Here is a 25970-nt window from a genome sequence, read left to right as displayed (position 1 = left end):
GCTATAGTCGTGGCCGGGAAACATGGGGAAGGGCCGTGAAACCGAAGCACAGACCTCGGGCGGCAAGACTCCTGCTGGCCGGCATGATCGGGCTGGGGCTCGCGTTGCTGAGCAACGTGGCCCTCGCGCTCGGCCTGGGGGAGATCAAGGTCAAATCGCAGCCCGGACAGCCTCTGCTGGCCGAGATTCCGATCATTTCCAGCGAGCCCGGCGAGCTGGAACAGCTGAGCGCGCGCCTGGCGTCGCCGGTGACATTCGAGCGCGTGGGCCTGCCGCGGCCACAGGGCCTGGTCAATGAACTGGATTTCACCGTCGCGCTGGATGATGCGGGGCGCCCCGTGGTCCGCGTCACCAGCCGCACGCCGGTCGATGTGCCGGCAGTCAACTTCCTGATCGAGGTCGATTGGGGACAGGGCCGGCTGGTACGCGAATACTCCGCGCTCGTGAGTGCGCCAGGAACGCTGGCGGCTGCCGAGCAGCCGGTGATCGACGCGCCTCTGGCGGCGCCCTCGGACACCATCAGCCGAGCGGTCGAGCCGGTCGTCGTGGCGACGCCGGAACCTCCACCCGTGGCGCAACCGGCTCCCGAGGCGCCGGTGCCCGTGGCCACCGCCGCACCCGCGCCGCAGGTTTCCCCGGGCGACACGCTGGCGCCGGTGCGCAAGGGCCAATCGCTGTCGCAGATCGCGGCGCCACTGGCGCGCGAGCAGGGCTACACCCTGGACCAGGCGATGGTGGCACTGCTGCGCGCCAATCCCGACGCCTTCATCAATGGCAACGTCAACCTGCTCAAGCAGGGCGCGGTGCTGCGCGTGCCAGAAACGGCCGAGGCACAGACGATCCTGGAAAGCGAAGCGGCGGCGCTGGTGCGCAGCCAGATCGCCGAGTGGCGGCGCGCGCGCGCGCCGATCCCGCAGCCTGCGGCCGTGGTCGAACCGATGGCGCCTGCTCCGGCGTCTGCGTCGCCCGCACCCCAGGTGGCGGAAGCACGCCTGGAAATTGCGCCCGCGGCGACGGGCACGTCGGGTTCTGGAACGCAGTCCGGCCTCAACGCCGGTGGTGAGGGCGAGATGTTGGCGAACGAGCAGTTGCAGCAATCGAAGGAAGACCTGGCCGCGCGCGAAGCGGAAGTGCAGGAACTGCGTTCGCAGGTCGCGGATCTGGAGAAACTCAAGGCACAGCAGGAAAAACTGCTGGCCATGAAGGACAGCGATCTCGCCGCCGCCCAGCAGCGGTTGGCGCAGAGTAATGGCAGTGATGGCGGCGTACCGGTGTGGGCGTGGGCGGGCTTCGGCCTGCTGTTCGCAGGCGCGCTGGCATGGGGCTTCGCACAGCGTCGCAAGCGTCTGTCGCCAGCGCCGGCACCGCGCAGCGGCGTGTTCGGCGAGACACCGGCCGTCAGCCGCGCCGCCGAACTCGCGGCGGGAATGCCGACGGCTCCGGTGGAGGACCCCGCGCCCAGCCCGACGCTGCAACCCGTGATCGTGCCGGCGGCTGCGCCGTCCAGGCCGGCGGCGAAGCCGGCACCGGTCGCGGCCGGTCCCACGTGGCATTCCGGCGGTGCGCCCGCCGCCGTCGCGACGCCTGCCCCGGCACCCGTGGGCCGCGAGCGGCTGGAACTGGCGGTGGCCTACCTGGACCTGGGCGATGTGGTCACGGCGCGCGACCTGTTGAACGAAGTCGCCGCCGGTGGCGACACCGCCGCCCGCGATGAAGCGCTGCAGTTGCTGCGCGAGATCGGATGACCGGGTGATGCGCTGATGCGTTACGCGCTGGGCGTCGAATACGACGGCGGCGGATTCCTGGGCTGGCAGCGGCTGAGCAAGTCCGGCACGCCGGACGACACCACCACCATCCAGGCGGCGCTGGAGGGCGCGCTGTCGTCGGTGGCCAATGCCCAGGTGAACACCATCTGCGCCGGCCGCACCGACGCGGGCGTGCATGCGCAATGCCAGGTGGTGCATTTCGACAGCGATGCCGCGCGCGACCCCCGAGGCTGGCTGCTCGGCACGACGGCGCGGCTTCCGCCTGCGGTGTGTGTGCGCTGGTGCCAGCCGGTGGCGGAGGACTTCCACGCACGTTTTTCCGCACGCGCGCGCCGCTACCGCTATACGCTCGTGAACCGGTTGGCGCGCCCCGCGCTGGAGCGCCAGTACCTCAGCTGGGAACGGACGCCGCTGGACGACGGCGCGATGCATCGTGCCGCGCAGGTGCTGCTGGGTGAAAACGACTTCAGCGCGTTCCGCACCGTCCACTGCCAGTCCCCGCATGCGATGCGCAACCTGCATGCGATTTCGGTCACGCGCCATGGCGAGCGTGTCGTGGTCGAGGTACAGGCCAATGCCTTCCTGCACCACATGGTGCGCAACATCGTCGGCTCCTTGCTGGTGGTGGGGCGCGGCGAACGGCCCGAAGGCTGGATCGCCGAACTGCTGGCCGGGCGCGACCGCACGGTGGCCGGCCCGACGGCGCCTCCGGATGGGCTGGTCTTCGTCAGTCCGCTGTATCCGCCCCAGTGGAAGATGCCTGCGGAAGTGACGTTGCAGGACGTACCGGGCAGCTCCGCCATCACGCTGTAGCAGTGCCCTTCCGCGCGACGCTGGTGTACCGGATCGCGGAAAGCGCCGTACCCGGGCGTGCCCCCACGGGGCCTGCCGAAAGCGGCTACGCTTCTCCCTCGCCTGATCGCCTGCGCCCACCATGCATACCCGCATCAAGTTCTGTGGCCTCACCCGCGCCGAGGATGTCCGCCTCGCCATCGAACTGGGCGTGGACTACCTGGGGCTGGTGTTCGCGCCACGCAGCCCGCGCCACCTGCTGCTGGGCCAGGCGCGCATGCTGCGCGAGCTGGTGCCTGACGAGATCGCGGTCGTTGCCCTGGTGATGGACAACCCACGGGGTGAAGTGGAGCAGATCGTCGAGTCGCTGCAACCGGATGTGTTGCAGTTCCATGGTGCCGAGGACGATGCCTTCGCCGTGTCGTTTGGTCTGCCTTTCTGGAAGGCGATCGCGATGGGCGGGCAGGGCGATGGCGCTTTCGCGACCCTCGCGGCGTTTCCCGGCGCGCAGGGATTCCTGTTCGACGGTCATGCCGCGGGGGAGCAGGGCGGCAGTGGCCAGCGCTTCGACTGGCGGCGCATGCCGGTCGCCACCGACAAGCCGTTCCTGCTGGCGGGTGGCCTGTCGCCGGAGAACGTGGGGCTGGCGTTGCGCACGGCACGTCCCTGGGGCGTGGATGTGTCCAGCGGCATCGAAGCGAGCCCGGGTATCAAGGACGCCGACAGGATGCGGCGCTTCGTCGACGCAGTGCGCGTGGCGGACGCCCGGCCTTCGCCGTAGGCGCTAGGCGAGTTCCGCGCGCAGCCAGTCGGCCAGCGCTGCGATGCGGGGATCAGGATTGCCGCGAGCGCTGCACAGCGCCCACTCGCCCCCGGTGTCGACGAACCCCCAGGGCGCCACCAGGCGGCCGCTGTCGAGATCGGACTGCACCAGTTCGCGTGGCGCGATAGCGACGCCCAGGCCCGCGATGGCGGCCTCCAGCAGATAGGTGAGGTGGTCGAAGCCGGTGCCTAGGCGCGGCGCGTCCGGCAGTTGCCGGGTGGCGAACCAGTGCGGCCACGCCTGCGGTCGCGAAACGGTATGCAGGAGGGGCTCGTCCCGCAATGCCGATGGCAGAGCATCACGCAGCGCCGCGAAGCGCGCGTGGTGGGGGCTGAGCACGGGACCGATCTGTTCGGGCGCCAGCGTCCGCACCTGCCATGCCGAAGGCCATGGCGCCTCGCCCAGCAGCAGGGCCGCGTCCAGGCCGGCCGTGGCCAGATCGATCCCGCCTTCCTGTGCGGACAGGTGCAGCGTCAGGTCCGGCAGGTCGGTCGCCAGCCGTTCCAGCCGGGGGATCACCCAGCGCGCAAGCAGGCTGCCGGGACAGCCCAGCACCAACGCGGCCGGCCTTCGTTCGCGCTGCAACGCGCCCCAGCCGGCCTGCAGGCTGGTGAATGCGTCGCCGGCCAGGTCGCGCAGGCGCTGCCCATCGGCAGTCAGCGCGAGGCCTCGCCCTTCACGGACGAACAGCGGCCGGCCCAGCGCGTCCTCCAGTGTGCGGATATGGCGACTGATCGCGCCGTGGGTGACATGCAGTTCGCCGGCCGCCCGGCTGAGGCTGCCCAGGCGGGCGGCGACCTCGAAGGCTCGCAGGGCGTTGAGGGGTGGCAGGGAACGTGACATTGCGTGAGTTTAAGTCACGGATCGATGATATTTCATCGTTTTTCCGTTGATGACCTGTGCGCTAGAGTGACAGCCCGTGAAGACTGCCTTGCCGCCCATGCCTGCTCCCGCCGACTACCACGCTTACCCTGATGCCGCCGGCCATTTCGGTCGCCACGGAGGCCGCTTCGTCGCCGAGACCCTGATGGGGCCGCTGCAGGAGCTGGCGGCCGCCTATGACGCCGCGCGGATCGATCCGGCCTTCATCGCCGCCTTCGACAAGGACCTCAAGCACTACGTCGGCCGCCCCAGCCCGATCTACCACGCCGAGCGCCTGAGCCGGGAAGTGGGCGGCGCGCAGATCCTGCTCAAGCGCGAAGACCTGAACCACACCGGCGCGCACAAGATCAACAACACCATCGGCCAGGCCCTGCTGGCCAGCCGGATGGGCAAGAAGCGGATCATCGCCGAGACCGGTGCCGGCCAGCACGGCGTGGCCAGCGCCACCGTCGCCACCCGTCTGGGCCTGGAATGCGTGGTGTACATGGGCGCGACCGACATCGAGCGCCAGAAGATCAACGTCTACCGGATGAAGCTGCTCGGCGCGACCGTGGTGCCGGTGACCAGCGGCTCGGCCACGCTCAAGGACGCGTTGAACGAGGCGATGCGCGACTGGGTGACCAACGTGCACGACACGTTCTACATCATCGGCACCGTCGCCGGCCCGGACCCGTATCCGCGCATGGTGCGCGACTTCAATGCGGTCGTCGGCCGCGAGGCGAGGGTGCAGATGCTGGCCGACTACGGCCGCCTGCCGGGCGCGATCACCGCCTGCGTGGGCGGCGGCAGCAATGCGATCGGCCTGTTCCATGCCTTCCTCAACGATTCGGGCGTGCGCATCGTCGGTGCGGAAGCGGCTGGCGACGGCATCGAAACCGGGCGCCACGCGTCGTCGCTGTCGGCGGGCCGCATCGGCGTGCTGCATGGCAACCGCACCTACGTGATCTGCGACGACGACGGGCAGATCATCGAAACCCATTCGATCTCGGCAGGCCTGGATTACCCGGGCGTCGGGCCGGAGCACGCCTTCCTGAAGGACAGCGGGCGCGCGGAGTACGTCGGTGTCACCGACGATGAAGCGCTCGCCGCGTTCCATCGCCTGACCCGCACCGAGGGCATCCTGCCTGCGCTGGAATCCAGCCACGCCGTCGCGCAGGCGATCAAGCTGGCACGCGATCTGCCGAAGGACCAGCTGGTGCTGTGCAACCTGTCCGGCCGCGGCGACAAGGACGTACACACCATCGCGGCGCGCGAAGGCATCACCCTGTAACCCTGCAGGAGGGGCTTCAGCCCCGACCGTGCATTCCGAAAGCGGTCGGGGCTGAAGCCCCTCTGCAACGGCCGACCCATCCAGCACCGTGAGCACGTCATGTCCCGTTTCGAACACAAATTCGCCGAGTTGAAGGTCGCCAACCGCAAGGCCCTGGTGCCCTTCATCACCGCTGGCGACCCCTCGCTGGAATCGACCGTGCCGGTGATGCATGCGCTGGTGGCTGCCGGTGCCGACGTGATCGAGCTGGGCGTGCCGTTCTCCGACCCGATGGCCGACGGTCCGGTCATCCAGCGCAGCTCGGAGCGCGCGCTGGCGCGTGGGGCCGGCCTGCGCTACGTGCTGGAGGCGGTGGAGGTGTTCCGCCAGCAGGACGATGCCACGCCCATCGTGCTGATGGGCTACCTGAATCCGGTCGAGATCCATGGCCCGGCGCGTTTCGCGCGGGAGGCCGTCGCCGCCGGCGTGGATGGCGTGCTGCTGGTCGACCTGCCGCCGGAAGAAGCCGGCGAGACGCGCGCCATCTTCGACGAGCATGGCCTGGCACTGATCGCACTGGCGTCGCCGACCACCTCGCCGGAACGCCTGCGGATGCTGTGCGATACCGCGCAGGGCTACCTGTATTACGTCAGCTTTGCCGGCGTCACGGGCGCGTCCGACCGCCTGGACATCGGCGCGGCGGGCGGGCGCCTGAAGCAGCTGCGGGTGGACTCCCGTGTGCCGGTGGTGGCCGGCTTCGGCATCAAGGACGCGGCCAGTGCAGCCGCGATGGCTGCCGATGCAGACGGCGTGGTGGTCGGCAGCGCGCTGGTCGCGGCGTTGGCCGAAGCGGGCGCGGACGCACCGGCCCGGGCCTCTGCCTTCCTGGCCCCGCTGCGCGCGGCAATGGACGGCTGAAGCACCGTACGGCTGTGCATGGACGACTGAGCTAAACTGCCGCGCTAATCCATCAGGCCCCTCCCGGGGCAGGCAGCAAGACCACGCATGAGCTGGCTCAGCAAACTGATGCCGTCGGGCATCCGCACCGAAGGCAACGCAGGCAAGAGCAAACGCAGCGTCCCCGAGGGCCTGTGGGAAAAATGCGACCGCTGCGGCGCGGTGCTGTACCGCCCGGAGCTGGAAGAGAACCTCGAGGTCTGCCCGAAGTGCAGCTTCCATATGCCGATCCGCGCCCGCGCCCGCCTGGCGGCGCTGTTCGATCCGGGCAGCACCCGTGAAATCGGCGCCGCGCTCGGCCCGATCGACGTGCTGAAGTTCAAGGACCAGAAGAAGTACGCCGACCGCATCAAGGCCGCGCAGAAGAGCACCGGCGAGCGCGACGCCCTGATCACCCTGCAGGGCACGCTCAAGGGCCGCGACCTCGTCGCCAGTTCCTTCGACTTCGCCTACATGGGTGGCTCGATGGGCTCGGTGGTGGGCGAACGCTTCTCGCTGGGCGCGGAGAAGGCGCTGGAGATCGGGTCGCCGTTCGTGTGCTTCTCCGCCAGCGGCGGCGCGCGCATGCAGGAAAGCCTGTTCTCGCTGATGCAGATGGCCAAGACCTCCGCCGCGCTCGGCCGCCTTCGCGAGGCCGGCCTGCCGTACATCTCGGTGATGACGCACCCCACCACGGGTGGCGTGTCGGCCAGCTTCGCCATGCTGGGCGACATCAACCTGGCCGAGCCCGAAGCGCTGATCGGCTTCGCCGGCCCGCGCGTGATCGAGCAGACCGTGCGCGAGACGTTGCCGGAGGGTTTCCAGCGCTCGGAGTTCCTGGTGGCGCACGGCGCCATCGACCAGATCTGCGACCGCCGCGAGCTCCGTGACCGCCTGGCCGACCTGCTGGCGTTGATGATGCGACAGCCCAAGCCCGAACAAAGCGACCTGGTGACCGCATGAGCCGCAAATATTTCGGCACCGATGGCATCCGTGGCCGCGTGGGCACCAGCCCGATCTCCGCCGACTTCGTGCTGCGCCTGGGCAACGCGCTGGGCCGCGTGCTGTGCCAGAACGCCGGCGATGCGCGTCCGGTGGTGGTGATCGGCAAGGACACGCGCATTTCAGGCTACATGTTCGAAGCGGCGCTGGAAGCCGGCCTGGTCGCCGCCGGTGCCGACGTGCAGTTGATGGGCCCGATGCCCACGCCTGCGGTCGCCTTCCTGACCCGCACGCTCGGTGCCGACGCCGGCATCGTGATCAGCGCGTCGCACAACCCGCACTACGACAACGGCATCAAGTTCTTCTCGGCCGAAGGCGAGAAGCTGGATGACGCCACCGAATTGGCCATCGAAGCCGCGCTGGATGCGCCGTTCTTCACCGCCGAATCCGAGAAACTCGGCAAGGCGATCCGCACCCGTGATGCGGTCGGTCGCTACATGGAATTCTGCAAGGCCAGCGTGCCGCGCCGTTTCGACCTGAAGGGACTGAAGCTGGTGCTGGACTGTGCGCATGGCGCGACGTACCACATCGCACCGCTGCTGTTCCGCGAACTGGGTGCCGACGTCATCACCATCGGTGCCGAGCCGAACGGTGTCAACATCAACGACGGCGTGGGCTCCATGCACATCGACAGCCTGGCTGCGAAGGTGCGCGAGTCCGGTGCCCATCTGGGTATCGCCTTCGATGGCGACGGCGATCGGGTGCTGATGGCCGACGGGCAGGGCACGCCGGTCGACGGCGACCAGCTGATCTATCTGCTGGCGCGTGACTGGCAGGCGAGCGGGCGGTTGCGTGGCCCGGTGGTCGGTACGCTGATGACCAACTACGGCCTGGAACGCGCGCTGGCCAAGCTCGAGATTCCCTTCGTCCGCACCAAGGTCGGCGACCGCTACGTGCACCAGGCACTGGTGGAAGGCAATGCGGTTCTCGGCGGTGAAGCGTCAGGCCATCTGCTGTGCCTGGACCGCACCACCACCGGCGACGCCATCATCGCCGCGCTGCAGGTGCTGGAAGCCCTGAGGCGTCGCAAGGTCTCGCTGCGTGATGCGCTCGATGGCCTCGCGATGCTGCCGCAGAAGACCATCAACGTGAAGCTGGCCAACGGCGCCAAACCCACCGAGGCCGCGAGTGTGCAGGCCGCGCTCGCGCAGGCGCAGGCGGCGGTGTCGGGCCGCGGCCGGGCATTCCTGCGCCCTTCCGGCACCGAGCCGGTGGTGCGCGTGACGGTCGAGGCCGATGACGACGCGCTGGTGAAGGACACGCTGGAAACCCTGGCCGAGGCCGTGCGGGCTGCCGCCGCCGCTTGAGCCTGATCAATGAACACCTGGCGCGGGAACGCTTCAATGGCGTTCCCGCGCAACACACCTGTTGGAGCAGAACCGCATGAGTGCCCGCATCCCCACCCTGGACATCACCCGTTTCGACACCGACCGCGAGGCCTTCGTGGCCGAGTTGGGCGCGGCCTACCGCGAATGGGGGTTTGCCGGCATCCGCAACCATGGCATCCCGCAGGCGCAGATCGATGCGGCCTACGACGTGTTCAAGCGTTTCTTCGCACTGCCCGACGAGGCAAAGAAGCAGTATCACGTGGCGGGCGGTGGCGGTGCGCGCGGCTACACGCCGTTCGGCGTGGAGACCGCGAAGGACTCCAAGCATTTCGACCTCAAGGAGTTCTGGCACATCGGTCGCGAGATTCCCGACGATTCGAAGTACCGCGACGTCATGCCGCCGAACCTGTGGCCGGACGAAGTGCCCGGCTTCCGTGAGCACGGCTATGGCCTGTACCAGGCGCTGGACCAGTTGGGTTCGCGCGTGCTGTCGGCGCTGGCGTTGCACATCGGCCTGCCGGAAACCTACTTCGCCGACAAGACGGATTCCGGCAACTCGATCCTGCGCCCCATCCACTATCCGCCGATCACCGCCGACGACATCCCGAACGTGCGTGCCGGCGCGCACGAGGACATCAACCTGATCACGCTGCTGGTGGGTGCCAGCGCCGCGGGCCTGGAAGTGAAGTCGAAGCAGGGCGAGTGGGTGCCGTTCACCTCCGACGCCGACACCATCGTGGTCAACATCGGCGACATGCTGCAGCGCCTGACCAACCACGTGTACCCGTCGACCACGCACCGCGTGACCAATCCGCCGGGCGAACAGGCCCGCCAGCCGCGCTATTCGGTACCGTTCTTCCTGCACCCGAATCCGGACTTCCTGATCGACGTGTTGCCGTCCACGGTCACGCCGGACAATCCGAAGCGCTATCCCGAGCCGATCACGGCACAGGGTTATCTGGAAGAGCGCCTGCGCGAGATCAAGCTCAAGTAGGGGCGCCGCGCAGGCACGAAGCGTCGCGGGGATGGCCCGCTCCCGCAGATCGCCAGGCGCCCTGCGAGCGCCTTGGGCTGGTCGCTCAGTCCAGCGGTCGCACCTTGCGGGAGTTGCGCGCCATCAGCCCCATCGCCCACCGGTGCGGCAGGAGCTTCGCGATCGCGTGCAGCAACCGGTAGCGCCATCCCGGCACCACCAGTACCGCGCCACGTTCATTGCCGTCGATGCCGGCCCGCGCCACGTCGGCCGCTTGCAGCCACATCGTCGGTGACACGCGCATGCGTGCGCGGGTGCCGGTGACATCGTGGAACTCGGAATAGGTGAAGCCCGGGCACAATGCGGTCACCTTGACGCCGCGCTCGGCATTCTCCAGCGCCAGCGCTTCGCTGAACTTCACCAGGAAGCTCTTGGCCGGCGCATACAGCGTCTGCCCGTCGGCGGCCGGCATCAGGGCGGCGAACGAGGCGACATTGAGGATGCGGCCCTCGCCGGAGGCCCGGATCGACGGCAGCAGGCGCCACGTCAGTTCGCAGACTGCGGTCACCATCACCTGCAGGAATGCCGCGTGATCGGACCAGTCGCTGCTGCGATAGCGTCCCGGCAGGCCATACCCGGCGTTGTTGACCAGGATGCGGACCCTCACCCCGCGCTGCTCCAGTTCGCTGGCCAGCGCGGCAGGCGCCGCAGGGTCGGCCAGGTCGGCGGCCACCACTTCCACGGGCACCTGCGCCTGTAGCTCCTCCGCCAGCGCCTGCAGCCGTTCCGCACGCCGGGCCGTCAACACCAGCGGGACGCCACGGCGGGCATATTCGCGCGCAATCTGCTCGCCGATGCCGCTGGAGGCGCCGGTGACCAGTGCATAGCCGGGGGACAGGGCAGGGGAGGCATCTGGCATGGGCGGATCCTGATCGGGAGGGGCGGGTCGGCAAGCACGATAACGTGGCGGGTAGGTGCGACGGCAAACATCCGCTAGACTGCGCGGCCCCGAACTGGACAGGAATTGGTCTTATGCGCCGCAAGCTCGTGGCTGGGAACTGGAAGCTCCACGGCAATCGCGGTTTCGCCACCGCGCTGATGGACGAGTTGGTCGCCGGCCTCCCGCTGGACGGCGTGGACCTGCTGGTCCTGCCGCCATTGCCCTACCTGGGTGAGCTGATCGAAGACTACGGTCACCGGGGTATCGCGTTCGGCGCGCAGGACGTCAGCAGCAACGAGAAGGGCGCATACACCGGCGAGGTGTCGGCCTCCATGCTGGTCGACGTGGGCGCGCGGTACGGCCTGGTGGGTCATTCAGAGCGCCGCCAGTACCACAACGAGAGCAGCGAGTTCGTGGCGCGCAAGTTCGTCGCGGCCAAGCACGCCGGCCTGATCCCCGTGCTCTGCGTGGGCGAGACCGAGCAGCAGCGCAAGGACGGCCAGACCGAGTTCCGGATCCTCAAGCAGCTGGAAGCCGTGTTCGACCTTGCCGGACCGCAGGCCTTCGCCGATGCGGTGATCTCCTACGAGCCCGTCTGGGCCATCGGCACCGGCCTGACCGCCACGCCGGAGCAGGCGCAGGCCGTCCATGCCTTCATCCGTGGCGAAGTGGCCGCACGCGATGCTAGAATCGCCGATTCGCTGACCCTCCTGTACGGAGGCAGCGTGAAGCCCGACAACGCCGCGGAACTGTTTTCGCAGCCCGATGTCGATGGAGGGCTGGTGGGCGGTGCTTCACTGGTCGCCCGGGATTTCCTGGCCATCGCGCAGGCGGCGGCCGGTCGGGGGTAGCCCCTGGCAAGACCGGACCCTCGCGGGCCGGACGACTCAACCGGTTGAGACTGATTCCGATGCAGTGGATGTTGATCCTGAATGTGGTTTACGTGCTGGTGGCCATCGCCATCATCGCGCTGGTGCTGATGCAGCGTGGCTCGGGTGCCCAGGCCGGTTCCGGCTTCGGCGGGGGCGCTTCAGGCACGGTGTTCGGCGCGCGCGGCGCGTCCAACTTCCTGTCCAAGAGCACCAAGTGGCTTGCCATCGTGTTCTTCGGGATCAGTCTGTTCATGGCGTGGTACGCCACGCACAGCGCGCGTCCGACCACGCAGCAGAATCTCGGCGTGATGTCGCAGCTGCCGGCGGCACCCGCTGCTCCCGCGGGCGAACTGCCGAAGCCGTCGACCGTGCCCAGCACGCCGATCCAGCAGGCTCCCGCGCCGGCCGGCACCGTGCCTGCCGCACCGCAGGATGCAGTGCCCGCAGGCGAACAGGCGCCGGCGACACCGCCGCAGGGCGGCTGAGCCCGGCTACAATGGCGGGGTGCGCGAAGCGCTGCGCAAAGGTTTGATTGCCCAGGTGGCGGAATTGGTAGACGCACTACCTTGAGGTGGTAGCGACGAAAGTCGTAGGGGTTCGAGTCCCCTCTTGGGCACCAATACAGTGGGTCGGCATGAATGTCGTTCCCGCAACGAAAAACCCGCCATCCGGCGGGTTTTTTCTTTTGTCGACAAGCGCGATATGCGCGGGTAATCGTTTACTAGCGAGTTCACGAACCGTTACAATCCCGGCGATTCATCGGGCGCCCGGTACGTGTTGCGGAAGGGCTCTCGCGGAAGGTGGGCCCGGGCGGCATCGCCAAAGGGTCGGTCGCGGCGCACACCGTGGCCGGGCGGGCGATGCAAGCCCCATTCATGCCGAGCCGCAGTCATGCGCGCCGGCGGATAGGACAAGAAGAGACAAGCGAGTGCTGGCCAACTACCTGCCCACCCTGTTGTTCCTGATCGTCGCCACCGGCATCGGCATCGCGCTGATGGTGGCCGGTCGCTTCCTGGGGCCGCGTCGTCCGGACGCGCAGAAGCTGTCCCCGTACGAATGCGGCTTCGAGGCTTTCGAAGACGCGCGCATGAAGTTCGACGTGCGCTATTACCTGATCGCCATCCAGTTCATCGTGTTCGATCTGGAAATCATCTTCATTGTTCCGTGGACGCTGGTGTTCCAGGAGCTGGGCCCGCGTGCACTCGTCACGATGGGCCTGTTCGTGGGCATGCTGTTCCTCGGCTTCATTTACGTTTGGAAGAAGGGAGCGCTCGAATGGGAGTGATCCAGACCGTCGACCGTCTGATGAACAACCCGATCCCGGAAGGGCGGGTGGACGACATCCTGCGCCCCGAAGGCGACAACCCGCTGCTGGAAAAGGGCTACGTCACCACCAGCGTCGATGCGCTGATGAACTGGGCGCGCACCGGTTCGATGTGGCCGATGACATTCGGCCTGGCGTGCTGTGCGGTGGAGATGATGCACGCCGGCACGTCGCGCCTGGACCTGGATCGCTATGGCGTGGTGTTCCGCCCGTCGCCGCGCCAGTCCGACGTGATGATCGTGGCGGGCACGCTGGTCAACAAGATGGCCCCCGCGCTGCGCAAGGTCTACGACCAGATGCCCGAGCCGAAGTGGGTGATCTCGATGGGCAGCTGCGCCAATGGCGGCGGCTACTACCACTACTCGTACTCCGTCGTGCGCGGTTGCGACCGCATCGTGCCGGTGGACGTTTACGTACCCGGTTGCCCGCCCACGGCCGAGGCGCTGGTGTACGGCATCCTCCAGTTGCAGAAGAAGATCTGGCGCACGCAGACCATCGCACGCTGATTCCTGCTTCCCCCGACATCCCCCTTCAGAGCACGCCACGCCCCATGGCAGAGCAAGCTGCAAATTTCACCGACCAGCTGCGCGCCCGCTTCGCGGACGCGACGGTCAGCGTGGCCGAGCCGCGCGGCGAAATCACGCTGGAAGTGCCGTCCGCCTCCTGGCACGCCGTCTGTCTGGCGCTGCGCGACGAGTTCGGTTTCGAACAGGCCGTCGATGTCAGTGGCGTCGATTACCTGGGCTACGGCAGCACCGAATGGGACACGGCCGATGTGTCCTCCGAGGGTTTCAGTCGCGGCGTGGAGGGTTTCGGCCCGGGACGTTTCAACTGGGAGCAGCGCCCGCAGGGTGCCTCGCAGCCCAACCGCTTCGCGGTGGTCCTGCACCTGCTGTCGTACCAGCACAACCGTCGCGTCCGCGTGCGCTGCTTCGCACCGGATGACGGTCTTCCGGTCGTCGCGTCGCTGTGCGACGTGTGGCCGGGCCTGAACTGGTTCGAACGCGAGGCGTTCGACCTGTACGGGATTATCTTCGAAGGTCATCCGGACCTGCGCCGCATCCTGACCGATTACGGTTTCGTCGGTTATCCGTTCCGCAAGGACTTCCCGCTGATCGGCAACGTCGAAGTCCGCTACGACGAAGAGAAGAAGCGCGTGGTGTACGAGCCGGTCACTTCGGTCGAGCCACGCGTCGGCGTGCCGCGCGTGATCCGCGACGACGCGCGCTACCAGACCGCCGCCGGCGAAGCCGCCGCGCGCGAGGGCAAGGCATGAGCAATCCGCAATCCGGCGCCGCGTTCGCCAGCAATCCTGCCGAAGCCAGGCAGGAGATCCGCAACTACACGTTGAACTTCGGCCCGCAGCACCCGGCCGCACACGGTGTGCTGCGCCTGATCCTGGAAATGGACGGCGAGACCATCGTCCGTGCCGATCCCCATGTGGGCCTGCTGCACCGGGGCACCGAGAAACTGGCCGAGTCCAAGCCGTTCAACCAGTCGATCGGTTACATGGACCGCTTGGACTACGTGTCGATGATGTGCAACGAGCACGCCTACGTGCGCGCCATCGAGACCCTGATGGGCATCGAGGCACCGGAGCGCGCGCAGTACATCCGCACGATGTTCGACGAGATCACCCGCATCCTGAACCACCTGATGTGGATCGGCTCCAATGCGCTCGACCTCGGGGCGATGGCAGTGATGCTGTACGCCTTCCGCGAGCGCGAGGAGCTGATGGACTGCTACGAAGCGGTCAGTGGTGCGCGCATGCATGCGACGTACTACCGCCCCGGCGGCGTGTACCGCGACCTGCCCGATCGCATGCCGAAGTACAAGGAATCGCCGTGGCGCAAGGGCAAGGCGCTGAAGCAGTTCAACCAGGCGCGCGAAGGCTCCCTGCTGGACTTTCTTGAAGACTTCACCAACGAATTCCCCAAGCGCGTCGACGAATACGAGACGCTGCTGACCGACAATCGCATCTGGAAGCAGCGCACCGTCGGCATCGGCGTTGTCTCGCCCGAGCAGGCGCGCGCGCTGGGCATGACCGGCGCGATGCTGCGTGGTTCGGGTATCGCCTGGGACCTGCGCAAGAAGCAGCCCTACGCCAAGTACGACGTGGTCGATTTCGACATTCCGGTCGGCGTGAACGGCGACTGCTACGACCGCTACCTGGTCCGCGTCGCCGAGATGCGCCAGTCCAACCGCATCATCCAGCAGTGCGTGAAGTGGCTGAAGGCCAATCCCGGCCCGGTCATGGTGCAGAACTTCAAGGTCGCGCCCCCCTCCCGCGAGGAGATGAAGGACGACATGGAAGCGCTGATCCACCACTTCAAGCTCTTCAGCGAGGGCTACTGCGTGCCGGCTGGCGAGACCTATTCCGCCGTCGAGGCGCCGAAGGGCGAGTTCGGCTGTTACCTGGTGTCCGATGGCGCCAACAAGCCCTTCCGCGTGAAGCTGCGCGCCCCGGGTTTCGCGCACCTGTCCTCCATGGACGAGATCGTGCGCGGCCACATGCTTCCCGACGTCGTTGCGATGATCGGTACCTATGATCTTGTCTTTGGTGAGGTGGACCGATGAGGGCCACGGGTAATTTCGAGGCGGCGCAGAACGTCGATCCGCTGGTGGCGTTGAGCGACAAGACGCGCGCGCACATCGATCATTGGCTGACCAAGTTCCCGCCGGACCGCAAGCGCTCCGCGGTGCTGCAGGGCCTGCATGCCGCGCAGGAACAGAACGATGGCTGGCTGACCGACGAGCTGATCGCCGCCGTCGCCAAGTACCTCGACTTGCCGCCGGTGTGGGCGTACGAGGTGGCCAGCTTCTATTCGATGTTCGAGACCGAGAAGGTCGGCCGCAACAACGTGGCGTTCTGCACCAACATCAGCTGCTGGCTCAACGGCGCCGAGGACCTGGTGAAGCACGCCGAGAAGAAGCTCGGCTGCAGGCTGGGCGAATCGACCGGCGATGGCCGCGTGTACCTGAAGCGCGAAGAAGAGTGCGTGGCCGCGTGCTGCGGCGCGCCGGTGGTCGTCATCAACGGCCACTACCACGAGAATCTCACGCCGGCGAAGGTCGACGAGCTGCTGGACGGGCTGGAGTAAGCGCATGGCAGGCCATTCACCAGATTCAAACAAGCACGGTTCCGAGGGCTACGGCCCGGTCGGCCCCGCTCCCAAGGAGCACCAGGCCGTCTACACCACGCTGCACTTCGACAAGCCGTGGTCGTATGAGAACTATCTGAAGACCGGCGGTTACGCTGCTCTGCGCAGGATCATCGAAGAGAAGATCCCGCCGGCCGACGTGGTCGAGATGGTCAAGCAGTCCGGGCTGCGCGGCCGCGGCGGCGCGGGCTTCCCCACCGGCCTGAAGTGGAGCTTCATGCCCAAGGGCGACATGCAGAAGTACATCCTCTGCAACTCGGACGAATCCGAGCCGGGTACCGCCAAGGACCGCGACATCCTGCGCTACAACCCGCACGCGGTGATCGAGGGCATGGCGATCGCCTGCTACGCCACCGGTTCCACCGTGGGCTACAACTACCTGCGCGGCGAGTTCCACCACGAGCCCTTCGAGCACCTGGAAGAAGCCACCGCCGAAGCCTACAAGCATGGCTGGCTGGGCAAGAACATCCTTGGCTCGGGCGTGGATATCGACCTGTACAACGCGCTCGGCGCGGGCGCCTACATTTGCGGCGAAGAGACCGCGCTGATGGAGTCCCTGGAAGGCAAGAAGGGCCAGCCGCGCTTCAAGCCGCCGTTCCCGGCCAACTTCGGCCTGTACGGCAAGCCGACCACGATCAACAACACCGAGACCTACGCCTCGGTGCCCGCCATCGTGCGCAACGGCGCCGAGTGGTTCATGAACCTGGGCAAGCCCAACAACGGCGGCTGCAAGATCTTCTCGGTCTCCGGCCACGTTGCGCGTCCCGGCAATCACGAGATCCGCCTCGGTACGTCGTTCGCCGACCTGCTGGAGCTCTGCGGTGGCATGCGCGAAGGCCGCAAGCTCAAGGCCGTCATTCCGGGCGGTTCCTCGATGCCGGTGCTGCCGGGCGAGGTGATGATGGGCCTGACGATGGACTACGACAGCATCCAGAAGGCCGGTTCCGGCCTGGGTTCGGGCGCCGTCGTCGTCATGGACGACACCACCTGCATGGTGCGCGCGTGCCAGCGCATCGCGCGCTTCTACTTCAAGGAAAGCTGCGGCCAGTGCACGCCGTGCCGCGAGGGCACCGGCTGGATGTACCGCATGCTGACCCGCGTGGCGGAGCACAAGGCCACCCTCGAGGACCTGCAGACGCTGCGAGCGGCCGCGGGACAGATCGAAGGCCACACCATCTGCGCGTTCGGCGAGGCCGCCGCGTGGCCGGTGCAGGGCATGCTGCGCCATTTCTGGCACGAATTCGAATACGCGATCGTCAACAAGCGTTTCCTCGTCGACGACGAGCGGGACGGCACGGTGGTCCGTTCCAACCTGGAGGTGGCCGCGTGAGTGCGCAGCCCGTGAATCCCAACCTGCCGCCGGACCACGTCACCGTCTTCATCGACGGGCAGGAGCTGGCCGCGCCCAAGGGTTCGATGATCATCCAGGCCGCCGACAAGGCGGGCATTCCGATCCCGCGCTTCTGCTACCACGAGAAGCTGCCGATCGCCGCCAACTGCCGCATGTGCCTGGTGGAAGTGGAGAAGATGCCCAAGCCTGCGCCGGCCTGCGCCACGCCGGTGATGGATGGCATGAAGATCGCCACGCGCAGCGACAAGGCGTTGAAGTCGCAGCGCAACGTGATGGAGTTCCTGCTGATCAACCATCCGCTGGACTGCCCGATCTGCGATCAGGGCGGCGAGTGCGAGCTGCAGGACCTGTCGCTCGGCTACGGCCGTTCGGTCAGCCGTTTCCAGGAGCGCAAGCGCGTGGTGCCGGACGAGGACATCGGTCCGCTGGTCGCCACCGAAATGACCCGCTGCATCCAGTGCACGCGCTGCGTACGCTTCACCGCCGACGTCGCCGGTACCTACGAGCTGGGCGGCATGTATCGCGGTGAAAACCTGCAGATCGGCACCTACGACGGCAAGCCGCTGACCACCGAGATCTCGGGCAATGTCATCGACGTCTGCCCGGTGGGCGCGCTGACCAACAAGGTGTTCCAGTTCCGCGCCCGTCCGTGGGAACTGATCGCGCGCGAATCCGTCGGCTTCCACGATGCGATGGGTTCCAACGTGTTCTACCACTCGCGCCGCGGCCAGGTGCTGCGCACCGTGCCGCGCGAGAACGAGGCGGTCAACGAATGCTGGCTGTCCGACCGCGACCGCTATTCGCACCAGGGCCTGTATGCCGACGACCGCGCGGTGAAGCCGCTGCTGAAGATCAACGGCGGCACACCCGATGAAAGCTGGCGCGAAGTGTCCTGGGCCGAAGGCCTGGCCGCCGCTGCCGAGATCCTGCGCGCGAACAAGGGCGACAGCCTCGGCGTGCTGGTGCACCCGGCGGTGTCGAACGAGGAGGGCGGCCTGCTGGCAAAGCTCGCCGACGGCCTCGGGACCGGCAACCTGGACCACCGCGTCAACAACCGTGACTTCTCCGACGGCGCGGTGGCGGAACCGTTCGCGCTGCCGCTGGCGGAGATCGAGCAGGCCGATGTCATCGTGCTGTTCGGCACCAACATTCGCCACGAACTGCCGCTGCTGCACCAGCGCATCCGCAAGGCCGTCCGCAAGGGCGCCCGCGTGCACGTGGTGAATCCGGTCGACTTCGATTTCGCGTTCGGCATCGCGGGCAAGCACATCGTCGCGCCGTCTAAGCTCGGTGCTGCGTTGAACGACGCCGCGCTGCGCGACGTCGCCAAGGGCGCCAACCGTGCGGTCGTGATCGTCGGTGGCATCGTCGAGAATCATCCGCAGGCAGCTTCGCTGCGTGCCGCTGCGGCGGACTATGCGTCCGCGACCGGCGCGTCGCTGTGCCGCGTCCCGCAGGGAGCGAACGCGGTTGGTCTGGCACGCCACGGCGTGCTGCCGAGCGCGCGCAACGTGGCCGGCATGTTCGCCGAGCCGCGCAGCGCCTATGTCATTTACGGCATCGAACCGGGCCTCGATTTCGCCGATACGCCGGCCGCGTCCCGCGCGCTGGCCTCTGCGAAGGTCGTGGCGTTCAGCCATTTCGCCTGCAAGTCGACGCGCGACGTGGCCGACGTAATCCTGCCGATCGGCCTGCTGCCTGAAATCGACGCGACGCTGACCAACCTGGACGGCAAGGACCAGCACGCGCAGGCCGCCGGCAAGCTGCCGGGCGAGGCCCGTGAGGGCTGGACGGTGCTGCGTGCACTCGGCGGCGAACTGCAACTGGCCGGCTTCGAGTTCACCGATGCCGCCGGGATGCGCGAAGCGATCAGCAACACGAAGCCTGTCGCCATCGCGACATCGGCGGCACCGGCAGTAAACGGTCAGGGCCTCGAACTGGCGGTCAGCGCAGCGATCTACCGCACCGACGGCACCGTCCGTCGTGCCGAAGCGTTGCAGGCGCATCCGCTGAATGTCGGCGCCCGCATTGTCCTGAACCCTGCCGACGCGCAGGCTGCGGGTGTCGCTGACGGGCAGATGGCCAAGGTCGGCAATGGCATCGGCACGGCCGCGTTGCCGGTGATGGTGGATGCCCGCGTCGCTGCGGGCGCCGCGTGGATCGAAAGCGGCTACGGCGCGACCGCGCCGCTGGGCGCAGGACGTGTCACGGTGGTGAGCGCATGAACGAGCTGTTGATCAACGCCGTCGGCCCCCTGCGCGAGTGGTTCTTCGGGCTGGGCGACATCGGCATGGTGCTGTGGATCGTGCTGAAGATCCTGGTGATCGCCATGCCGGTGATCATCTCGGTCGCGTTCTACGTGGTCTGGGAGCGCAAGCTGATCGGCTGGATGCACGTGCGCCACGGGCCGATGTACGTGGGCATGGGCATCTTCCAGGCCTTCGCCGACGTCTTCAAGCTGCTGTTCAAGGAAATCATCCAGCCCAGCAGCGCGCAGAAGACCATGTATATCCTGGCGCCGCTGATCACGCTGGCGCCGGCCTTCGCCGCGTGGGCGGTGGTGCCGTTCGATTACCAGCTGGTGCTGTCGAACGCGAACGCCGGCCTGCTGTACCTGCTGGCGATGACCTCGCTGGGCGTGTACGGCATCATCATCGCCGGCTGGGCCTCGAACTCGAAGTACGCCTTCCTCGGGGCGATGCGCTCGGCCGCGCAGGTCGTCAGCTACGAGATCGCGATGGGCTTCGCGCTGGTGGGCGTGCTGATCGCCGCCGGCAGCCTGAACCTGACCGACATCGTGATGGCGCAGTCGGGTAACGCCGGCTTCTTCGAGTGGTTCTGGCTGCCGCTGTTCCCGTTGTTCATCGTGTACTGGGTGTCGGGCGTGGCCGAGACCAACCGCTCGCCGTTCGACGTGGTGGAAGGCGAATCGGAAATCGTCGCCGGCCACATGGTGGAGTACTCGGGTGCGGCGTTCGCGCTGTTCTTCCTGGCCGAATACGCCAACATGATCCTGGTCAGCTTCCTGGTGTCGCTGTTCTTCCTGGGCGGCTGGCTGAGCCCGCTGCAGGGCTGGATCACCGCCGACGTATCGCCCTGGATCAACTGGATCTGGACCGGCGGCTGGCCGTGGCTGCTGCTGAAGGTGCTGTTCTTCGCCAGCGCCTACATCTGGTTCCGCGCCAGTTTCCCGCGCTACCGCTACGACCAGATCATGCGGCTCGGCTGGAAGGTGTTCATTCCGCTGACCATCGCTTGGATCGCGGTGACGGCGTTGCTGGTGTTCTTCGGTGTGTTCGAGAAGGGTGTGTAAATGAACAAGGTTGTGCACTACTTCAAGAGCCTGATGCTGCTGGAACTGATGCAGGGCCTGTGGCTGACGCTGAAGTACACCTTCAAGCCGAAGTACACACTGATGTATCCGATGGAGAAGTTCCCGCAGTCGCCGCGTTTCCGTGGCCTGCATGCGCTGCGCCGCTATCCCAACGGCGAAGAGCGCTGCATCGCGTGCAAGCTGTGCGAGGCGGTGTGCCCGGCGCTGGCCATCACCATCGACTCGGCCCCGCGCGAGGACGGCACCCGCCGTACCACGCGCTACGACATCGATCTGTTCAAGTGCATCTACTGCGGCTTCTGCGAGGAAAGCTGCCCGGTGGATTCGATCGTGGAAACGCACGTGCTGGAGTACCACTTCGACAAGCGTGGCCAGAACATCGTGACCAAGCCGCAGCTGCTGGCGATTGGCGACCGGCTGGAAGCCGAAATCGCCGAACGCCGCGCCGCCGACGCCGCCTTCCGCTGAGGTCCAAAGAATGGATTGGGTTTTGATCAGCTTCTACGCCTTCGCCACCGTCGCGGTCGTCGCCGCTGGCGCGGTGATCAGCGTGCGCAACCCGGTGCATGCCGTGCTGTGCCTCATCCTGACGTTCTTCTCGGTGGCCTGCACCTGGCTGCTGGTGGGCGCGGAGTTCCTGGGCGTCGCCCTGATCCTCGTCTACGTGGGCGCGGTGATGGTGCTGTTCCTGTTCGTGGTGATGATGCTCGACATCGATGTCGACGCGCTGCGCGAGGGCTGGGTCAAGTTCCTGCCCGCAGGCCTGCTGGTGGCGATCGTGATGCTGGTGCAGATGTTGGTGCTGATCGGCATCAAGGCGAAGATGGCGGTGCCGTTCCCGGACAACGCCGCCTCGGCTGCTGCCGATGTGTCCAACACGGCGTGGCTGGCGCGCACGCTGTTCACCGAGTTCCTGCTGCCGTTCGAGTTCGCCGCCGTCATCCTGACCGTCGCCGTGGTGGCTGCGGTGATGCTGACGCTGCGCAAGCGCACCGGCATCAAGACGCAGGATCCGGGCGAGCAGTCGCGGGTGAAGGCGAGCGATCGCATCCGCATCATCAAGATGTCCGCGGAGAAGCCGGTGCGTGAAGCGCCGTCCACCCCGGCGGGCGAAGGGGAGGGCACGCCATGATCACGGTCGGTCACCTGCTGGCACTGGGCGCGGTGCTGTTCTGTATCAGCCTGGCGGGCATTTTCCTGAACCGCAAGAACGTCATCGTGCTGCTGATGTCGATCGAGCTGATGCTGCTGTCGGTCAACATCAACTTCGTCGCGTTCTCGCGTGAACTGGGCGACGCCGCCGGCCAGATCTTCGTGTTCTTCATCCTGACCGTGGCCGCGGCCGAGGCCGCCATCGGCCTGGCGATCCTGGTCACCCTGTTCCGCACCCGGCGCACGATCAACGTCGCCGAAGTCGATACGCTCAAAGGCTGATGCACCGATGACCGGTATGGAAGTCCTCCTTTCCAAGAACGTGCTGCTGGCGATCGTGCTGGCGCCGCTGCTGGGCAGCATCATCGCCGGGCTGTTCGGCCGCTTCGTCGGTCGCGCCGGCGCGCACACGGCCACCATCCTAGGCGTGGCGACCAGCTGTGCGCTGTCGTGCTGGGTGCTGTACCAGCTGGTGGCGCAGGGTGCGTCCCCGTTCAACCAGAACCTCTATACCTTCTTCGAGGTTGGCAACATCACCGGCCACGTCGGTTTCATGATCGACAAGCTGACGGCGATGATGATGGTGGTGGTGACCTTCGTGTCGTTGCTGGTGCACATCTACACCATCGGCTACATGGCCGACGATCCGGGTTACCAGCGGTTCTTCAGCTACATCTCGCTGTTCACCTTCAGCATGCTGATGCTGGTGATGAGCAACAACTTCCTGCAGCTGTTCTTCGGCTGGGAAGCGGTGGGCCTGGTGTCGTACCTGCTGATCGGCTTCTGGTTCAAGCGTCCGACGGCGATCTTCGCCAACATGAAGGCGTTCCTGGTCAACCGCGTCGGCGATTTCGGCTTTCTCCTCGGTATCGGCTGCGTACTGCTGATGTTCGGCACCCTGGACTACGCCACCGTGTTCGCCAACTCGCCGATGCTGGCCGGCAAGGCCGTGCCGGTCTGGTCCGGCGCGCTCACCCTGTTCGGCGAAACCTGGCAGGTGCTCGACCAGCCGGTGATCTGGTCGATGGCCACGCTGACCTGCATCTGCCTGTTCATCGGCGCGATGGGCAAGTCGGCGCAGGTGCCGTTGCATGTCTGGTTGCCTGATTCGATGGAAGGCCCCACGCCGATCTCGGCGCTGATCCACGCGGCCACGATGGTCACCGCCGGCATCTTCATGGTGGCGCGCATGTCGCCGCTGTTCGAGCTGTCGCAGACGGCTCTGGACTTCGTGCTCTTCATCGGCGCGACGACCGCATTGTTCACCGGCCTGATCGGCATCGTGCAGAACGACATCAAGCGTGTGGTGGCGTATTCCACGCTGTCGCAGCTGGGCTACATGACGGTGGCGCTGGGCGTGTCGGCATACTCGGCCGCGGTGTTCCACCTGATGACGCACGCCTTCTTCAAGGCGCTGCTGTTCCTGGCGGCCGGCTCGGTCATCATCGGCATGCACCACGAGCAGGACATGCGGAAGATGGGCGGCCTGCGCAAGTACATGCCCATCACCTGGATCACCAGCCTGATCGGCACGCTGGCGCTGGTCGGGACGCCGTTCTTCTCCGGTTTCTACTCGAAGGACACCATCATCGAGGCCGCCAAGCACCACCAGCACGTGGCGCACGAGGTGGGCAAGGAAGTGGCCGAGATGGGCGTCATGGCCGCGCAGGGATACCAGGGGCCGAGCGAGTGGATCGCCAACTATGGTTACTGGGCGGTGCTGTTGGGCGTGTTCGTCACCAGCTTCTACAGCTTCCGGCTGCTTTACCTGACGTTCCATGGCAAGGAGCGTTTCCGGGACGCGCATGCGGATCATGGCCATGGCCACGATGTCCATGGTCACAACGATCACGGCCACCACGGTGCGCATGAGCCGCATGAGTCCCCGTGGGTGGTGACGGTGCCGCTGGTGTTGCTGGCGATTCCGTCGATCCTGATCGGTTTCTTCACCATCGGCCCGATGCTGTTCGGCACCGACTGGACGGGTCACCACGAAGCGACGCCGTTCTTCCTCGGCGCGATCGACTTCCTGCGGATCGATCCGAATCTGGCCCTGTCGCCGCGCGACACCGTGATGGCGTTGAAGGCAGAGTTCCACAGTCCGTGGGAGTTCGCCGTGCATGGCATGAAGATGCCGCCGTTCTGGTTGGCGCTGGGGGGCTTCGTCCTCGCGACCTTCTTGTACCTGTTCAAGCCGGAACTGCCGGGCAAGGTCCGCAACAGCACGGTCGGCGCCTTCCTGACCAACATCCTGGACAAGAAGTACTGGGCCGATCATCTCTGGATCAACGGCTTTGCCGGCGGCGGCGTGAAACTGGGCAAGGCGTCCCGCGCCTTCGACAGCCACGTGATCGACGGCGCGGCGGTGAACGGCACGGCCAAGCTGGTCGACCTGGGCGCGCACCTGCTGCGCAAGACCCAGTCCGGCTACCTGTACCACTACGCGTTCGCGATGATCGTCGGCCTAATCCTGCTGTTGGGCGTCGTCATCAAGTTTTGGCAGTAACGACCTGACGCCGCCGCTCCGGCGGATCGTCCTGGCGAAGAACTCAACGGATAACACAACGTGTCGAACTGGCCCCTGCTTAGTGTTCTGATCTGGCTGCCCATCCTGGGTGGCGCGCTGGTGCTCGCGCTGGGCAATGCCCGCGCGGATGCGGCCCGCTGGCTGGGCTTCGCGGTGGCGGTGCTGACCTTCGTCTTCAGCGTCGGGCTGCTGACCGGGTTCGACTACGCCAACCCGGGCCTGCAGTTCGTCGAAAACCATGCGTGGATCCCCAGTTTCGACATCCACTACAACCTCGGCGCCGACGGCATCGCGGTGGCGCTGCTGCTGCTCAACACGCTGATCACCGTGCTGACGCTTGCCGGTGCGTGGGGTTCGGTGAACAAGCGCGTGGCGCAGTACGTGGCCGCGTTCCTGATCCTGGAAGGCCTGACCAACGGCATCTTCGCCGCCAGTGACGCGGTCCTGTTCTACGTGTTCTTCGAGGCGATGCTGATCCCGATGTTCCTGATCATCGGTGTCTGGGGCGGTCCGCGCCGCATCTATGCCTCGCTGAAGTTCTTTCTGTACACGTTCCTCGGCTCGGTGCTGATGCTGGTCGGTCTGGTGTATCTGTACATCAAGGGTGGCAGCTTCCAGCTGGCCGACCTGTACGCGATGCCGCTGACGGCGAAGGAACAGACCTGGCTGTTCTTCGCGTTCCTGATCGCATTCGCGGTGAAGATCCCGATGTTCCCGGTGCACACCTGGCTGCCGGACGCGCACGTCGAGGCGCCGACCGCCGGTTCGGTAATCCTGGCGGCCATCGCGCTGAAGATCGGCGGCTACGGCCTGCTGCGCTTCAGCCTGCCGATCGTGCCGGATGCCGGCCACGAGTGGGCGACGTTCGTCATCGTGCTGTCGCTGATCGCCGTGGTCTACGTGGGCCTGGTGGCGTTGGTGCAGGACGACATGAAGAAGCTGATCGCCTATTCGTCGGTCTCGCACATGGGCTTCGTCACCCTCGGCATCTTCATCGCCTTCAGCCTGGTGCGCGACTACGGCAACCTGGACGGCGCGCGCCTGGGCCTGCAGGGCGCGATGGTGCAGATGATCAGCCACGGCTTCATCTCCGGTGCGATGTTCACCTGCGTCGGCGTGCTCTACGACCGCATGCACACCCGCATGATCAAGGACTACGGCGGGGTCATCAACACGATGCCGTGGTTCGGCGCCTTCTTCATCCTGTTCGGCATGGCCAACTCCGGCCTGCCGGGCACCAGCGGCTTCGTCGGCGAGTTCATGGTCATCCTGGCCAGCTTCCAGCAGCATCCGCTGATCGCTTTCTTCGCCGCCACCACGCTGGTGATCGGTGCGGCCTATACGCTGTGGCTGGTCAAGCGCGTGATCCTCGGCGACGTGGCCAATGCCCATGTGGCCGAGCTGAAGGACGTGTCCCTGCGCGAGGCGTTGGTACTGGGCGGGTTCGCCGTCTGCGTACTGGCGCTGGGTGTGTATCCCAAGCCGCTGACGGACCTGATGGAGCCGTCGATCGCGCAACTGGCGATGCAGCTCGCCAACAGCAAGCTGTAAGGAAGAA

25 protein-coding genes and 1 tRNA gene are annotated in these 25970 nt (G+C 66.7%); 24 read left to right on the top strand and 2 right to left on the bottom strand.

Annotated elements, in window-relative coordinates; genetic code table 11:
* Nucleotides 1-35: 35 nt before the first annotated feature.
* The 3 genes from ACIPRS_RS10795 to ACIPRS_RS10785 all read left to right on the top strand — a co-directional run bounded on the left by ACIPRS_RS10795 (nt 36) and on the right by ACIPRS_RS10785 (nt 3339).
* Nucleotides 36-1745: a FimV/HubP family polar landmark protein gene (locus tag ACIPRS_RS10795; RefSeq protein WP_446538552.1), complete on the top strand. Its 1710-nt coding sequence runs from the start codon at nt 36-38 to the stop codon at nt 1743-1745.
* A 15-nt stretch (nt 1746-1760) separates the two neighbouring features.
* Nucleotides 1761-2579: a tRNA pseudouridine(38-40) synthase TruA gene (truA, locus tag ACIPRS_RS10790; protein WP_446538551.1), complete on the top strand. Its 819-nt coding sequence runs from the start codon at nt 1761-1763 to the stop codon at nt 2577-2579.
* Between the two features lie 121 nt (nt 2580-2700).
* A complete protein-coding gene (locus tag ACIPRS_RS10785) occupies nt 2701-3339 on the top strand; it encodes a phosphoribosylanthranilate isomerase (protein ID WP_446538550.1) in 639 nt (212 codons plus the stop codon).
* A gap of 3 nt (nt 3340-3342) precedes the next feature.
* On the opposite strand, the gene ACIPRS_RS10780 is transcribed toward ACIPRS_RS10785, so the two are convergent.
* Nucleotides 3343-4224, bottom strand: coding sequence for a LysR family transcriptional regulator (locus ACIPRS_RS10780; RefSeq protein ID WP_446538549.1), 882 nt, complete (start codon nt 4222-4224; stop codon nt 3343-3345).
* Nucleotides 4225-4321: 97 nt separating this feature from the next.
* On the opposite strand from ACIPRS_RS10780, the gene trpB reads away from it, so the two are divergent.
* The 5 genes from trpB (at nt 4322) to ACIPRS_RS10755 (ending at nt 9772) form a co-directional block, all read left to right on the top strand.
* Nucleotides 4322-5533, top strand: coding sequence for a tryptophan synthase subunit beta (gene trpB, locus ACIPRS_RS10775; protein ID WP_446538790.1), 1212 nt, complete (start codon nt 4322-4324; stop codon nt 5531-5533).
* Nucleotides 5534-5632: 99 nt separating this feature from the next.
* Entirely contained in the window at nt 5633-6430 is a 798-nt protein-coding gene (gene trpA / locus ACIPRS_RS10770; protein WP_446538548.1) for a tryptophan synthase subunit alpha, read from the top strand.
* Between the two features lie 87 nt (nt 6431-6517).
* Nucleotides 6518-7411 (top strand): acetyl-CoA carboxylase, carboxyltransferase subunit beta, encoded by an 894-nt coding sequence (gene accD, locus ACIPRS_RS10765; protein WP_446538547.1) that lies wholly within the window; start codon nt 6518-6520, stop codon nt 7409-7411.
* Nucleotides 7408-8757, top strand: coding sequence for a phosphoglucosamine mutase (glmM, locus tag ACIPRS_RS10760; protein ID WP_446538546.1), 1350 nt, complete (start codon nt 7408-7410; stop codon nt 8755-8757). The genes accD and glmM overlap by 4 nt, the downstream gene beginning before the upstream one ends.
* 76 nt (nt 8758-8833) lie before the next feature.
* The gene (locus tag ACIPRS_RS10755) at nt 8834-9772 is read left to right on the top strand and encodes an isopenicillin N synthase family dioxygenase (RefSeq protein WP_446538545.1); all 939 of its coding nucleotides are present in this window, start codon (nt 8834-8836) and stop codon (nt 9770-9772) included.
* An 85-nt stretch (nt 9773-9857) separates the two neighbouring features.
* Here ACIPRS_RS10755 and ACIPRS_RS10750 read toward each other — a convergent pair whose 3' ends face one another.
* Nucleotides 9858-10670: an SDR family NAD(P)-dependent oxidoreductase gene (locus tag ACIPRS_RS10750; RefSeq protein ID WP_337731015.1), complete on the bottom strand. Its 813-nt coding sequence runs from the start codon at nt 10668-10670 to the stop codon at nt 9858-9860.
* A 113-nt stretch (nt 10671-10783) separates the two neighbouring features.
* Here ACIPRS_RS10750 and tpiA point away from each other — a divergent pair, with 113 nt between their 5' ends.
* From tpiA to ACIPRS_RS10670, 16 genes are all read left to right on the top strand, one after another.
* A complete protein-coding gene (tpiA, locus tag ACIPRS_RS10745; RefSeq protein WP_446538544.1) occupies nt 10784-11542 on the top strand; it encodes a triose-phosphate isomerase in 759 nt (252 codons plus the stop codon).
* Between the two features lie 68 nt (nt 11543-11610).
* Nucleotides 11611-12048 (top strand): preprotein translocase subunit SecG, encoded by a 438-nt coding sequence (gene secG, locus ACIPRS_RS10740; protein ID WP_192201418.1) that lies wholly within the window; start codon nt 11611-11613, stop codon nt 12046-12048.
* Between the two features lie 49 nt (nt 12049-12097).
* Nucleotides 12098-12182, top strand: a tRNA-Leu gene (locus ACIPRS_RS10735).
* 309 nt (nt 12183-12491) lie between these two features.
* Nucleotides 12492-12848, top strand: a complete 357-nt coding sequence (locus ACIPRS_RS10730) for an NADH-quinone oxidoreductase subunit A (protein WP_055943822.1) — start codon at nt 12492-12494, stop codon at nt 12846-12848.
* A complete protein-coding gene (locus ACIPRS_RS10725; RefSeq protein ID WP_093299488.1) occupies nt 12839-13393 on the top strand; it encodes a NuoB/complex I 20 kDa subunit family protein in 555 nt (184 codons plus the stop codon). Before ACIPRS_RS10730 ends, ACIPRS_RS10725 begins: the two co-directional genes overlap by 10 nt.
* A gap of 44 nt (nt 13394-13437) precedes the next feature.
* Nucleotides 13438-14163, top strand: coding sequence for an NADH-quinone oxidoreductase subunit C (locus ACIPRS_RS10720; protein WP_446538543.1), 726 nt, complete (start codon nt 13438-13440; stop codon nt 14161-14163).
* Complete coding sequence (locus ACIPRS_RS10715; RefSeq protein ID WP_446538542.1) at nt 14160-15464, top strand: NADH-quinone oxidoreductase subunit D; 1305 nt, start codon at nt 14160-14162, stop codon at nt 15462-15464. The genes ACIPRS_RS10720 and ACIPRS_RS10715 overlap by 4 nt, the downstream gene beginning before the upstream one ends.
* A complete protein-coding gene (nuoE, locus tag ACIPRS_RS10710) occupies nt 15461-15988 on the top strand; it encodes an NADH-quinone oxidoreductase subunit NuoE (RefSeq protein ID WP_446538541.1) in 528 nt (175 codons plus the stop codon). Before ACIPRS_RS10715 ends, nuoE begins: the two co-directional genes overlap by 4 nt.
* A gap of 4 nt (nt 15989-15992) precedes the next feature.
* Nucleotides 15993-17378, top strand: coding sequence for an NADH-quinone oxidoreductase subunit NuoF (gene nuoF / locus ACIPRS_RS10705; protein ID WP_446538540.1), 1386 nt, complete (start codon nt 15993-15995; stop codon nt 17376-17378).
* Nucleotides 17375-19624 (top strand): NADH-quinone oxidoreductase subunit NuoG, encoded by a 2250-nt coding sequence (gene nuoG, locus ACIPRS_RS10700; protein WP_446538539.1) that lies wholly within the window; start codon nt 17375-17377, stop codon nt 19622-19624. Before nuoF ends, nuoG begins: the two co-directional genes overlap by 4 nt.
* Nucleotides 19621-20712 carry an NADH-quinone oxidoreductase subunit NuoH gene (gene nuoH / locus ACIPRS_RS10695; RefSeq protein WP_337731010.1) on the top strand — a complete coding sequence of 364 codons (1092 nt, stop codon included), beginning with the start codon at nt 19621-19623 and terminating at the stop codon, nt 20710-20712. Before nuoG ends, nuoH begins: the two co-directional genes overlap by 4 nt.
* Complete coding sequence (nuoI, locus tag ACIPRS_RS10690) at nt 20713-21201, top strand: NADH-quinone oxidoreductase subunit NuoI (protein ID WP_055943845.1); 489 nt, start codon at nt 20713-20715, stop codon at nt 21199-21201.
* A 10-nt stretch (nt 21202-21211) separates the two neighbouring features.
* Entirely contained in the window at nt 21212-21865 is a 654-nt protein-coding gene (locus ACIPRS_RS10685) for an NADH-quinone oxidoreductase subunit J (RefSeq protein ID WP_446538538.1), read from the top strand.
* On the top strand, nt 21862-22167 hold the full coding sequence (gene nuoK, locus ACIPRS_RS10680; RefSeq protein ID WP_192201411.1) for an NADH-quinone oxidoreductase subunit NuoK: 306 nt from the start codon (nt 21862-21864) through the stop codon (nt 22165-22167). Before ACIPRS_RS10685 ends, nuoK begins: the two co-directional genes overlap by 4 nt.
* A gap of 16 nt (nt 22168-22183) precedes the next feature.
* Nucleotides 22184-24391, top strand: coding sequence for an NADH-quinone oxidoreductase subunit L (nuoL, locus tag ACIPRS_RS10675; RefSeq protein ID WP_446538537.1), 2208 nt, complete (start codon nt 22184-22186; stop codon nt 24389-24391).
* Nucleotides 24392-24451: 60 nt separating this feature from the next.
* Nucleotides 24452-25963: an NADH-quinone oxidoreductase subunit M gene (locus ACIPRS_RS10670; protein WP_192201409.1), complete on the top strand. Its 1512-nt coding sequence runs from the start codon at nt 24452-24454 to the stop codon at nt 25961-25963.
* Nucleotides 25964-25970 lie beyond the last annotated feature (7 nt).

This window comes from Pseudoxanthomonas sp. LARHCG66 (assembly GCF_052871755.1).
This window is presented reverse-complemented; position numbering and strand designations above follow the sequence as displayed.